Origin of the sequence: Pseudomonas sp. NPDC087612 (assembly GCF_044743505.1) — a bacterium.
GTDB lineage: Bacteria > Pseudomonadota > Gammaproteobacteria > Pseudomonadales > Pseudomonadaceae > Aquipseudomonas.
On sequence record NZ_JBIUWO010000010.1, the window covers coordinates 238,146 to 250,286 of the forward strand.

Below are 12,141 nucleotides of genomic sequence, written 5' to 3' on the forward strand. Positions count from 1 at the left end.
AACTGATGAACATGCCGATTCCTGAAGTAAAGGCGCAGGCCCCCGAGGCTGCGCGCACTACCTTTGCCGCCCTGTGGCGCCCGGCGCTGGTGCAGGCCTTCGTCAAGCTCGACCCGCGCCAGCTCAAGCGCTCGCCGGTGATGCTGGTGGTGGAACTGACCGCAATCTTCACCACCTTGCTGTGCTTCGTGCCCGACAGCCGCGTGCCGACCGCCGTGGCGGTGCAGATCGCCCTGTGGCTGTGGTTCACGGTGCTGTTTGCCAACTTCGCCGAAGCCCTCGCCGAGGGCCGCGGCAAGGCCCGCGCCGACAGCCTCAAGGCCGGCAGCCAAGGGCTCAGTGCCCGCCGCCGGACGGCCTCGGGCAGCTTCGAGATTGTCCCGGCCACCAGCCTGCGCAAGGGCGATGTGGTCAAGGTTTCGGCCGGGGAGATGATCCCTGGCGACGGCGAGGTGCTCGAAGGTATCGCCGCAGTCAACGAGGCGGCGATTACCGGTGAGTCTGCGCCGGTGATCCGCGAGTCCGGCGGTGATCGTTCGGCGGTGACCGGCAACACCCGGTTGGTCTCCGACTGGCTGCTGATCAGCATCACCAGCAACCCCGGCGAGTCGACCCTGGACCGCATGATCGCCCTGGTCGAAGGCGCCAAGCGGCAGAAAACCCCCAACGAAATCGCCCTGGATATTCTGCTGATCGGCCTGACCCTGATCTTTCTGGTGGTTGTGGTGACCCTGCAGCCGTTCGCCCATTTCGCCGGGGGCAGCATCCCCCTGGTATTCCTCGTGGCGCTGCTGGTCACGTTGATCCCGACCACCATCGGCGGCCTGCTGTCGGCCATCGGCATCGCCGGCATGGATCGCCTGGTACGCCTGAACGTCATCGCCCGTTCCGGCCGTGCGGTAGAAGCGGCAGGCGACGTGCATGTGCTGATGCTCGACAAGACCGGCACCATCACCTTCGGCAACCGCCGCTGCAGCGCCCTGCATGCTGCGCCTGGCGTCACCGCCCGCGAGCTTGGCGAGGGCGCCTTGCTGGCGTCGCTGGCCGACGACACCGCCGAAGGTAAATCGATTGTCGAATACCTGCGCCAGTTGCACGACTTCAACGAACCCAACGCCGAACAGTTCACGCCTGTAGCCTTCAGCGCCGAAACCCGGCTGTCCGGCATCGACTACCAGCAGCGTCGCTACCGCAAGGGCGCGGTGGACTCGGTGCTGGCCTTCGTCGCCATGCAACGCCTGGAAATGCCCGCGCCCTTGGCCCGCGAAGTGGACAAGATCGCCCAGAGCGGCGGCACGCCCTTGCTGGTCTGCGCCGACAAGCGCCTGCTAGGGGTGATTCACCTCAAGGACGTGGTCAAGCCGGGCATCCGCGAGCGCTTTGCCGAATTGCGCAAGCTGGGTATTCGCACGGTGATGGTCACCGGTGACAACCCGCTGACCGCCGCCGCGATTGCCGCCGAAGCCGGGGTCGATGACGTGCTCGCCGAAGCCACCCCGGAGAAGAAACTGGCGCGCATTCGCCAGGAACAGAACGACGGCCGCCTGGTGGCGATGTGCGGCGACGGCGCCAACGACGCCCCGGCGCTGGCCCAGGCCGATGTCGGCATGGCCATGAACGACGGCACCCAGGCCGCGCGTGAGGCGGCCAACATGGTCGACCTCGACAGCGACCCGACCAAGCTGCTGGATGTGGTCCAGGTCGGCAAGGAGCTGCTGGTGACCCGCGGCGCGCTGACCACCTTCTCGATTGCCAACGACGTAGCCAAGTACTTCGCCATCCTCCCGGCGCTGTTCGCGGCGATCTACCCGCAACTGGGCGTGCTCAACCTGATGCACCTGAACAGCCCGCAGAGTGCGATTCTCTCGGCGATCGTCTTCAACGCCCTGATCATCGTCGTGCTGATCCCGCTGGCCCTGCGCGGGGTGCGGGTACAGGCCGCCAGCGCCGCCCACCTGCTGCGTCGCAACTTGCTGATCTATGGCCTGGGCGGGCTGATCGTGCCGTTCGCCGGGATCAAGCTGATCGACCTGTTGCTCACCGCCCTGAAGCTGGTCTGAACCAAGGAGATGACCATGACTACCCCTATTCGTCCGGCCCTGAGCCTGATCCTGTTGATGACCCTGATTACCGGCGCGGTGTACCCGCTGGTGGTCACCGGGGTGGCGCAGCTGGCCTTTCCCGAGCAGGCCAATGGCAGCCTGCTGCGCGACGGCCAGGGCCAGGTGCGTGGCTCGCAGTTGATCGCGCAACGCTTCGAGGGTGACGCCTGGTTCCAGTCGCGGCCGTCGGCCGGTGACTACGCCACGGTATCGAGCAGCGCCAGCAACCTGGCGCCGAGCAACCCGGCGCTGGCCGAGCGGGTCAAGAGCAGCGCCGCGCAGTTGTATATCGAAGCGCAGGGGCCGGTGCCGCTGGCCTTGCTGACCACCTCCGGCAGCGGCCTGGACCCGCACCTGTCGCCGGCGGCGGTGGCTTACCAGCTGCCGCGGGTGGCGGCGGCGCGCAAGGTTGCCCCCGAGGCCTTGCAAGTACTGGTCGAGCAGTCCACCCTGCACCCCTTGATCGGCCCGCCGGTGGTCAATGTACTGGCCCTGAACAGCGCCCTTGAGCAGCTGTCGCCGGCGTCGAAATAAGGACAGGCAGTGAGCATGAGCAATTCCGAACGCGCTGATGCGTTGTTGGCCGGGCTGCCGCGCGAAGGGCGCGGCCGGCTCAAGGTATTTCTGGGTGCGGCACCGGGGGTAGGCAAGACCTACGCCATGCTCCAGGCCGCCCATGCCCAGCTGCGCCAGGGCGTGGCGCTGCTGGCGGCGGTGGTCGAGACCCATGGCCGCGCCGAGACCGAAGCATTGCTCGGCGGCTTGCCCCAGCAGCCGCTGCTACGCAGCGAATACCGCGGCATGCTGCTGGAAGAAATGGACCTCGACGGTTTGCTCAAGGCCCGCCCGCAACTGGTGCTGGTCGACGAGCTGGCCCACAGCAACGCCCCCGGCAGCCGTCATGCCAAGCGCTGGCAGGATGTCCAGGAACTGCTGGCCGCCGGCATCGACGTCTACACCACGGTCAACGTCCAGCACCTGGAAAGCCTCAACGACCAGGTGCGCGGCATCACCGGCGTGCAGGTGCGCGAAACCCTGCCCGACTGGGTGCTGCAGGAAGCCTTCGAACTGGTGCTGATCGACCTGCCGCCGCGCGAGCTGCTCGAGCGCCTGCGCGAGGGCAAGGTCTATGTGCCGGAGCAGGCGCGGGCGGCGATCGATGCATTCTTCACCCAGACCAACCTGACCGCCTTGCGCGAGCTGGCCATGCAAACCGCTGCGGCCCAGGTCGATGCCGACCTGGCCCACGGTTACCGCCAGCTTGGCCAGGATGCGCCGGCCTTGCGCGGGCGTTTGCTGGTTGGCGTCGATGGCGATGCCCAGGCCGAACGCCTGGTGCGTCACGCCAGCCGGGTGGCGCAGCGGCGTCATCTGCCGTGGACCCTGGTGCACGTCGACAACGGCCGGCTACGTGACGAAACCGCGCGCCAGCGCTTGCAGGCGGCCCAGCAACTGGCCGAACGGCTGGGCGGCGAAGTGGTGCTGCTGCGCGCCGGCGAGGTGGCCAAGACCCTGATTCAGCACGCCCTGGAGCGCCGCGCCAGCCTGGTGCTGGTCGGTCAGTCGCGCGATCGCCTGCGTCGGCGGCTGTTCGGCGCGGGCGTGGCGACGCGCTTGCTGCGCGATGCCCACGGCCTGGAAATCAACGTGCTCGACCGCGATACCCAGCCCGAGCCGCCCAGTGCGGCGGCGAAAAAGGTCTGGGTCTGGCGTCATTACCTGTTGGCCTTCGCCGCCACGGTGCTGGCCACCGGCCTGGCCTGGGCGGTGGCCAGCGTGCTGGCGCTGCCGAACATCTCGCTGGTGTTCCTCGCGGCGGTGTTGCTGGTGGCGGTGCGCAGCAGCCTGGGCCCGGCATTGGCCTGTGCAGTGATGTCGTTTCTGGCCTATGACTTTCTGTTCATCCCGCCGAATTTCTCCTTCAGCATCCAGCGTGAAGAAGACGTACTGACCTCGCTGTTCTTCCTGTTGATGGCGGCGCTTACCGGCAACCTGGCGGCGCGCCAGCGCCGGCAATTGCAGGCTTTGCGCGAAACTCAGGAGCAGACCAGCCAGTTGCTCGACCTGTCGCGCAAGCTCACCGCTGCCACCGATCGCCAGGCGGTATTCACCGCCGCCGGCCAGCACCTCGATGGCTGGCAGGACCTGCAGGTGTGCCTGCTCGAGCGCGACGCCGAAGGCCGTCTGCAGGTGGCCAGCGGCGGCAACCTGCAGTTCAGCGACAACGAGCGTGCCGCCGCCGACTGGGCCTGGCAGCACGACCAGGCCGCGGGTCTGGGCAGCGATACTTTGCCCAACGGCCGTTGGTGGTGGTGGCCGCTGTCGGTGGACGATGCGCGTCTGGCGCTGCTCGGCGTGCGCCCGCACAAGGGCGAGCAACTCACCGCTCAGCATCGGCGCCTGCTCAAGGCCCTGAGCCAGCCGCTGGCCCAGGCCCTGGCGCGGGCGCGCTTGGCCGAGCAGCTGGAATCGGCGCGTTTGCACGGCGAAACCGAGCAACTGCGCAGCGCCTTGCTGGCCTCGGTGTCCCACGACCTGCGCACGCCGCTGACCGCCATGCGCGGCAGCATCGACAGCCTGCTGGCCCTCGGCGAGGCGATCCCCAAGGCCGACCGCCAGGAACTGCTTGAAGGCACCCGCAATGAAGCCGAGCGCCTGGATCGCTATATCCAGAACTTGCTCGACATGACCCGCCTGGGCCATGGCGGCCTCAAGCTTGCGCGCGACTGGGTGGCGCCCGGCGACATCGTCGGCAGCGCCCTGAACCGCCTGCGGGTGGTGCTGGCGCCGTTGCAGCTGCGCACCGAAGTGCCGGCCGATCTGCCGCTGTTGTTCGTGCACGCGGCGTTGATCGAGCAGGCGCTGATCAATGTGCTGGAGAATGCCGCGCGCTTTTCGCCGGCGGCTGGCCGCCTGGACCTGCAGGTCAGCGTCGACGGCGAGTTGCTGTGCTTTGCCGTCAGTGATGAAGGCCCGGGCATTCCCGAAGCCGACCGCGAGCGGATTTTCGACATGTTCTATACCGCCGCGCGTGGTGATCGAGGCGGGCAGGGCACGGGGCTGGGCCTGGCGATCTGCCAGGGCATGATCGGCGCCCACGGTGGGCACATCCGCGTCGCTGACGGTATCGATGGCAAGGGCACCTGCATCACTCTATGCTTGCCGCTGCCGACCCAACCCGAGCCTGAAAGCGAAGCCCCATGAGCCAGAGCGCGACCCTGCTGGTCATCGATGACGAACCGCAAATCCGCAAGTTCCTGCGTATCAGCCTGAGCTCCCAGGGCTACAAGGTAGTGGAAGCCGGCAGCGGCGCCGAGGGCCTGACCCAGGCGGCACTGGCGCGCCCGGACCTGGTGGTGCTTGACCTGGGCCTGCCGGACATGGACGGCCAGCAGGTGCTGCGTGAATTGCGCGAGTGGAGCGCGGTGCCGGTGCTGGTGCTGTCGGTGCGTGCCAGTGAAGTCCAGAAGGTCGAAGCCCTGGACAACGGCGCCAACGACTACGTCACCAAGCCCTTTGGCATTCAGGAATTCCTCGCTCGCGTACGCGCCTTGCTGCGCCAGGCGCCGCAGGCATCAGCCAGCGCCTCGGCGCTGAGCTTCGGGCCGTTGACCGTCGACCTGGCGTTTCGCAAGGTGACCCTGGACGGCGTCGAGGTGGCGCTGACGCGCAAGGAATATGCACTGCTGGCGCAGCTCGCCAGCCATCCCGGGCGGGTGATTACCCAGCAGCAACTGCTCAAGGACATCTGGGGGCCGACTCATGTCGACGACAGCCATTACCTGCGCATCGTCGTCGCCCATGTGCGCCAGAAGCTTGGCGATGACCCGACGGCGCCGCGGTTCATCGTGACTGAGCCCGGGGTCGGCTATCGGTTGATCGGGCCGGAGCAGGGCTGAGAGCTGGGGTTGAATTTTGCTGGCCTCATCGCTGGCAAGCCAGCTCCCACAGGTAAAGTGCACACTGGACCTTTTGGGAGCTGGCTTGCCAGCGATGTGGCTAGAGCCGTCAACGCCGCTCCGCCTCATAGTTATCCAGCGTGTCGCGGGCAATCTCCCGCCCCAGGGCGATCAGTTCCGGCGCCTTGTAGAACTCGAAGAACCGGCACACGCGCTTGGGCACGTTGATCAGTACATCCGGCGGGTAGCCGGCAATCTTGTACTGTGCCAGTGACGTCTGCATCACCTCGAAACTCTGGTTGATCAAGTCCAGCAATGACGCCGGCCCGACGTTGTCGATGATGAACGAGCCGGTCGCCGATTTCGGCGCGCCTTCAATTTCTGGCGCTGCCGCCGGTTGCTGGGCTTCGGGGTCGGCAGCATCGCTGAGCCAGGGGTTGGGGATTTGCGCCGCCTCCGGTTGCAGGCCCTGCTCGATACGCATCAGTTGTTCGGCCGGTTTGCGCCGGAACGGCAAGTGCGAACCCAGCGAATTGATCAGGTTGTCAAAGCGCAGCTTGAACGCCGCCGGGCGTTCGATCACTGGCAACTGGTACTGCTTCTGGTTGGTCGAGTTGAGGTTCACGGCGATGATCAGGTCGCAGTGGCTGGACACCACCGGGATGATCGGCAAGGGGTTGAGGATGCCGCCGTCGACCAGCATGCGGTTGCCTTGCACCACGGGCGTGAACAGGCTGGGGATCGCCGCCGAGGCACGCATGGCCTGGTGCAGGCAGCCTTCCTGAAACCAGATTTCCTGCTGGTTGGTAAGGTCGGTGGCCACCGCCGTGTAGGGGATGCGCAGGTCTTCGATGTTGATCTCGCCGACGATCTTGCGGATCTGGCCGAAGACTTTCTCGCCACGGATCGCCCCCAGGCGAAAGCTCACGTCCACCAGGCGCAGGACGTCGAGGTAGTCCAGGCTTTCAATCCAGTTGCGGTATTCATCGAGCTTGCCGGCGGCATAAATTCCGCCAATCACCGCGCCCATGGAGCAGCCGGCGATACAGGCGATGTCATAGCCACGGCGTTCGATTTCCTCGATCACGCCGATGTGTGCATAGCCCCGGGCCCCGCCCGAACCCAGAACCAGTGCGACGCGTTTTTTCATGATGCTTCCCCGGTGTTCTGCTTCCATGGTCTAACAATGCGCCCAATTGTGTCTGTGCTTCAATCGTCACTGGCACTGGGCTACGCTGAACAGGGCACTTTTCTCGCTGTTTACCGTCGAAGTCGCCACCCTGAACTTTTTCTTTTGAGGTATTGCCGATGAAAGCCTGGATTTGCCTGCCCCTGATTGCTCTGGTTCTGACCGGTTGCGCTGGCAAGACAGCCTACCGCGACAGCTGCGCCAATCAGCTGGACTCGGCCTGGAAGGAGCTCGACCTGGCCAAGGCCGAAGGTTTCGCCGGTACTGTCAGTTATTCAAAAGCCCTGTCGTTGTTGACCGGGGCCAAGACCCAGCAGCAGTTCGAAGCGTTCGAGGGCTGCAGCAAGAAGGCCGAGAAGGCTCGCTTCTACATTCGTGAATCTCGCGCCGGGCGCTGATACAGGAGTAGACCATGTCGTCGGCCATGCTCGACCACGTCATTGCCCAGGTGCTGAGCCTGCAGGTGCGCCTTTTGGCCTGCCAGGCGCGCCTGGTTGCCGATACCGACAGCGAGGCGCTGCACGACCTGCGCATCGGCGTGCGGCGCTTGCGCAGTGTGTTGCGACCGTTACGGGCACTGCCCGGTGTCGATCAGCTGGAAGCTGCGGCCAAGGCCCTGGGCAGCTTGACGACGCCGTTGCGTGACCGTGAGGTACTGGCCGCGCAGCTGCTTGAGCGCCAGCAAGTGGCCGCGGCGCAGGCACGCCTGGCCCAGCGCCGGCAAACCTTCGCCAGCGTTGCCGCCAGTGCCGAACTGGCGCGCCTGCTGGCGATCATCGACGCCTTCCCGGTGTTCCTGCGCGCCGCCCAGCGCCAGGGCTTGATCCGCCGGCTGCAACAGCGCATCGACAAACGCCTGGAAAAACAGTGGAAGCAACTGCGTCAGGCCCTCGACGACCCGGCCCACGACCGCCATCGCCTGCGCCTGCTGATCAAACGGGTGCGCTACGCGGCTGAAGCCTACCCGCAACTGCAGCACTCCAACTCGCGCCTGCAAAAGGCTCTCAAGCGTGCCCAGAGTGACCTGGGCAGTTGGCACGACCTGTTGCAGTGGCTGCTGCAGGCCGAGCAGCAACGCGATCTGGCGCCGTGCGTCAGCCATTGGCAAGCGCAGTTGGCCAAAGCCGAACAAGGCGCCGACGCCACCCTCGAACGCCTGCAGGCGCAGCTTGCGCAGCGATAGCCCGCTGAAATGGCCGAAATGCGTGCTGTAGACCGCTTGCTGGCTGGTTAAGATCAGTTTTTTCCTGATCGCTGAGGTCGGCATGAACTTCTCACAATTGCTCACGGCGGTCCGCCAGCATCCCCAGTCGGTAGTTATTGATTCCAGCTGGGCGCAGGGCCGCGCCTGTTTCGGCGGGCTGATGGCGGCCTTGCTGTATGAGGCCATGCTGGCCAAGACCTCGCCGGGGCGCCCGGTGCGTTCCCTGGCCATCACCTTTGTCGGCCCGGCCGAGCCGCAAATGCCGATCAGTTTTGAAGTGGAACTGCTGCGCGAAGGCAAGGCGGTCAGTTCGCTGCTGGGCCGCGCCGTGCAGAACGGCCAGGTGGTTACCCTGATGCAGGGCAGCTTTGGCAGCGGCCGCGATTCGCTTATCGATGTTCCGGCCTTGCCGGCGGTAGACATGAAGCCGCTCGAGCAGTCGAGCACGGAGCTGCCGTACATCAAGGGCGTGACCCCCGAGTTCATGCGCCATGTGTCACTGCGCTGGGCCATCGGCGGCATTCCGTTCAGCAACAACAAGTCCCGCGACATGGGCGGCTGGGTGCGTTTTCGCGACAGCGAACGGGAAGAGCCGATCAGCGAGGCGCACTTGCTGGCGCTGGTCGATGCCTGGCCGCCGACCTTGCTGTCACACCTGAACAAGCCGGCGGCTGGCAGCACCCTGACCTGGACCATCGAGTTCATCCAGCCGGTGGCGAGCCTGACCACCCTGGACTGGTGCCGCTATCACGTCGAAACCGAACATGCCCGCGATGGTTACGGGCATGCGGCGGCTGCGCTGTGGAGCGACAAGGGCGAGTTGCTGGCGCTCAGCCGCCAGACCGTAACAGTGTTCGGCTGACGCCACTCAATGCCGGTGGCGGTCGCGCCAGGCGCGCCACCAGGCACCGCTGAGCACAAAGCGCGGGAAGGTGATGAACTGCTCCACCAGCAGGCGGCCGATGGCGTCCTGGCGGTTGGCGAACGGCTCGGGTTGCTGGGCCTCCAGGCGATGCCCCTGGCGTTGCAGGCCGAGCCCGGCGATCAGGGCGATGATGCCCACCGCCAGTTGCCCCAGGTCCAGCGAGAACAAACCGGACAGCACTAGCAGCACGCCGAGGATGAACAGCGGCACGGCAATCAGGTGCAGCACCAGGTTGGTCGGGTTGCGGTGGTTGTGGTGGTAGCCACGCCATTGCCAGGCGGGCAGGTTGGGCAGGCGTTTGCTCATGGAAATGTTCCTCAGGGTCTTGCCTGAAGAATAGTGCGGCCCCGGTGAAGGGGCCAATCGATGGCGGCTATGACGCCTATAGCTTGAGCTGACCGATGGCCTTGTTCAGCTCACCGGCCAGGGTCGCCAGCTCGCTGCTGGTGGTGGCCGAGTCGACAGTCTGCTGTACGGTCTCTTCGGTCACATCGCGGATGCTTACCACTGCCCGGTTCATTTCTTCGGCCACCTGGCTTTGCTGCTCGGCGGCCACGGCAATTTGCGTGTTGCTTTCGCGCATCTGCGCCACTGCGCTGGTGATTTCCGCCAGGGCGGCGCCGGCTTCCTGGGCCTGCTGCACGCAGTCGTCAGCCTTGAACGAGCTTTCCTGCATGAAGTCCACGGCGTCGCGGGTACCGGCCTGCAGCGCCGAGACCATGGTGGTGATTTCGTCGGTGGAGGCCTGTACGCGCTTGGCCAGGTTGCGCACCTCGTCGGCGACCACGGCAAAGCCGCGGCCCAGGTCACCGGCACGGGCGGCCTCGATGGCAGCGTTGAGGGCCAAAAGGTTGGTCTGCTCGGCAATGCTGTGGATCACCCCGACCACGCCGTTGATCTTCTGGCTGTCGTCGGCCAGTTGGCGAATCATCTCGGCGGTCTGCTGCACGCCGCTGGACAGCCCGGCAATCGAGGTCTGCACCCGGCTGACCACCTCCTGGCCACTGCCGGCCAGGGAGTCGGCGCTCTGCGACAGGTCGCGGGTGGCACCGGCGTGCTGGGCAATGTGGTAGACCGTGGCAGTCATTTCGTTGATGGCGGTGGCGGCCTGGTCGGTTTCGCTCTGTTGGCCGAGCATGCCGTGGCGCACATCGTTCATGCTCGCGGCCAGGCGCGCGGCGCCGGAATCCAGCTGCGCGGCAGTGCGCGCGACGGTGTTGACCACCCGGTGGTAGGTGGTTTGCATGGCGTTGAAGGCGCTGGCCATCTGTCCGACTTCATCGCCGCAAGCCAGCGGCACGCGGGCCGACAGGTCGCCGGTTTTTTCCACGTGCAGCATCACGTCCTTGAGGGTGTTGAGCTGGCTGAGCAGAAAGCGGATCAACAATTGCGAGGCACAGAGCATCGCCAGCATCAGGATCAGTACGCACACGGCGTAGTTGGTGAAGCGGTCGGTGAACACCTGGATCAGGCTGGGGGAGGGGGCGAGCACGGCAATCTGCTGGTCACCGCGGCTGATCACCTGGGCGCCGGTCAAAGGATTCTCACCCAGCAACGGCAAGCCTTCGAGTTCGACCCAGCCTTGGGCCGTGGCCAGCGCATCGAGGCTTTGCCCTTCAAATTGCGGTACCTGGCCGGGGCTGTAGGTCAGCCACAGGGCGTTGCTCGGCAAAGTTTGCCCGGCAGGCCAGGCGGCCAGCAACTGCGCCTCGGCTTCAGCTTTGCTTTGGGCGGTCTGGGCCCGCGCCTGTTGTTCCAGGTGCACGGCATACAGCACCAGGAACAACGTGGTGACAAAGGCGACCGCGTTCACGGCCCAGAATTTGTATTTCAGGGAGATATTGCTAAGCCAGGCACCCATGGTAGGTCTTCTCTGATTGAGCGGAAACATTGTTGGCAAGGTGCCATCATTGTGCCGACTCGATCATCAAGACGTTTTGATATGCGTCAAATAATCGCGGGCAGGTTAAAGAAGGCCCGTGCCGTGGCGGTGCTGTGGGCGGCCAGTTGCTCGACGCTTTCGCCACGGTGCAGGGCCACTTCACGCAGCACTTCGGTGAGGAACGCCGGTTCGTTGCGCCCGCTTTTCGGTTTGGGCCGCAGGCTGCGCGGCAGCAGGTAGGGCGCATCGCTTTCGAGCATCAGGCGGCCTTGGGGGATGCTGCTGACCAGCGGGTGCAGGTGGGTGCCGCGGCGCTCGTCGCAGATCCAGCCGGTGATACCGATGTGCAGGTCCAGGTCCAGGTAGCCGAACAACGCTGCGCGCTCGCCGGTAAAGCAGTGCACTACCGCTGCCGGCAGGCGGTCGCGAAAGTCCTTGAGGATCGCCAGCAGGCGTTCGCTGGCGTCGCGCTCGTGGAGGAACACCGGCATCTGCAACTCGACCGCCAGGGCCAGCTGTTCTTCCAGGGCCTTTTCCTGCTGCGGGCGCGGCGAAAAATCGCGGTTGAAATCCAGCCCGCATTCACCCACCGCCTGCACCCGCGGCTGTTCAAGCAAGGCCCGCAGCTGACGGCTGCTGGCACTGCTCCAGCTGCTGGCGTCATGGGGGTGCACGCCTGCGGTGCTGAACAGGTGCTGGGCGCTTTCATCGAGTTGCTGGCACAGCTCCAGGGCCTGTTCGCTGCCCTCAAGGCTGGTGCCGGTGACCATCATCTGCACCACCCCGGCGGCCAGGGCGCGTTCGAGAATTGCCTGGTGTTTGTCGGCAAAACTTGGGTTGGTCAGATTGACGCCGATGTCGATGAGTTGCATGGTGCTACCTCAGGCCGGAAGCCGGCCAGCATAACAAAGCTCGACCGAAATCGATAAAGCCAAGAACT

Annotated in this window: 11 protein-coding genes; 7 read left to right on the forward strand and 4 right to left on the reverse strand. The window is 65.5% G+C overall.

Translation table 11 applies throughout. The annotated features are described in order from the left end of the window. The first annotated feature begins 5 nt into the window (after window positions 1–5). The 4 genes from kdpB to ACIOVF_RS21520 are packed head-to-tail and all read left to right on the forward strand — an operon-like array spanning window position 6 to window position 6,001. Window positions 6–2,060, forward strand: coding sequence for a potassium-transporting ATPase subunit KdpB (kdpB, locus tag ACIOVF_RS21505; RefSeq protein ID WP_401292325.1), 2,055 nt, complete (start codon window positions 6–8; stop codon window positions 2,058–2,060). 15 nt (window positions 2,061–2,075) lie between these two features. Beyond that, window positions 2,076–2,636 (forward strand): potassium-transporting ATPase subunit KdpC, encoded by a 561-nt coding sequence (gene kdpC, locus ACIOVF_RS21510; RefSeq protein ID WP_195884657.1) that lies wholly within the window; start codon window positions 2,076–2,078, stop codon window positions 2,634–2,636. 15 nt (window positions 2,637–2,651) lie between these two features. After that, window positions 2,652–5,306 (forward strand): sensor histidine kinase KdpD, encoded by a 2,655-nt coding sequence (locus ACIOVF_RS21515; RefSeq protein ID WP_123565472.1) that lies wholly within the window; start codon window positions 2,652–2,654, stop codon window positions 5,304–5,306. Then, window positions 5,303–6,001: a response regulator gene (locus ACIOVF_RS21520; RefSeq protein ID WP_401292329.1), complete on the forward strand. Its 699-nt coding sequence runs from the start codon at window positions 5,303–5,305 to the stop codon at window positions 5,999–6,001. The genes ACIOVF_RS21515 and ACIOVF_RS21520 overlap by 4 nt, the downstream gene beginning before the upstream one ends. Window positions 6,002–6,110: 109 nt before the next feature. On the opposite strand, the gene ACIOVF_RS21525 is transcribed toward ACIOVF_RS21520, so the two are convergent. Then, window positions 6,111–7,151: a patatin-like phospholipase family protein gene (locus tag ACIOVF_RS21525; RefSeq protein ID WP_045194791.1), complete on the reverse strand. Its 1,041-nt coding sequence runs from the start codon at window positions 7,149–7,151 to the stop codon at window positions 6,111–6,113. A gap of 158 nt (window positions 7,152–7,309) precedes the next feature. Between ACIOVF_RS21525 and ACIOVF_RS21530 the strand changes: the two genes are divergently transcribed. From ACIOVF_RS21530 to ACIOVF_RS21540, 3 genes are all read left to right on the forward strand, one after another. After that, the gene (locus ACIOVF_RS21530) at window positions 7,310–7,588 is read left to right on the forward strand and encodes a hypothetical protein (RefSeq protein WP_028941416.1); all 279 of its coding nucleotides are present in this window, start codon (window positions 7,310–7,312) and stop codon (window positions 7,586–7,588) included. A gap of 14 nt (window positions 7,589–7,602) precedes the next feature. Continuing rightward, entirely contained in the window at window positions 7,603–8,373 is a 771-nt protein-coding gene (locus ACIOVF_RS21535; RefSeq protein WP_401292333.1) for a CHAD domain-containing protein, read from the forward strand. Between the two features lie 82 nt (window positions 8,374–8,455). Then, entirely contained in the window at window positions 8,456–9,256 is an 801-nt protein-coding gene (locus tag ACIOVF_RS21540) for an acyl-CoA thioesterase II (protein ID WP_045194787.1), read from the forward strand. Between the two features lie 6 nt (window positions 9,257–9,262). Here ACIOVF_RS21540 and ACIOVF_RS21545 read toward each other — a convergent pair whose 3' ends face one another. The 3 genes from ACIOVF_RS21545 to ACIOVF_RS21555 form a co-directional block, all read right to left on the reverse strand. Further along, window positions 9,263–9,625 carry an Mpo1-like protein gene (locus ACIOVF_RS21545; protein WP_045194785.1) on the reverse strand — a complete coding sequence of 121 codons (363 nt, stop codon included), beginning with the start codon at window positions 9,623–9,625 and terminating at the stop codon, window positions 9,263–9,265. A 76-nt stretch (window positions 9,626–9,701) separates the two neighbouring features. Continuing rightward, the gene (locus ACIOVF_RS21550; protein WP_045194783.1) at window positions 9,702–11,180 is read right to left on the reverse strand and encodes a methyl-accepting chemotaxis protein; all 1,479 of its coding nucleotides are present in this window, start codon (window positions 11,178–11,180) and stop codon (window positions 9,702–9,704) included. Window positions 11,181–11,266: 86 nt separating this feature from the next. Next, window positions 11,267–12,073, reverse strand: a complete 807-nt coding sequence (locus ACIOVF_RS21555) for a TatD family hydrolase (protein WP_045194781.1) — start codon at window positions 12,071–12,073, stop codon at window positions 11,267–11,269. Window positions 12,074–12,141: the final 68 nt, after the last annotated feature.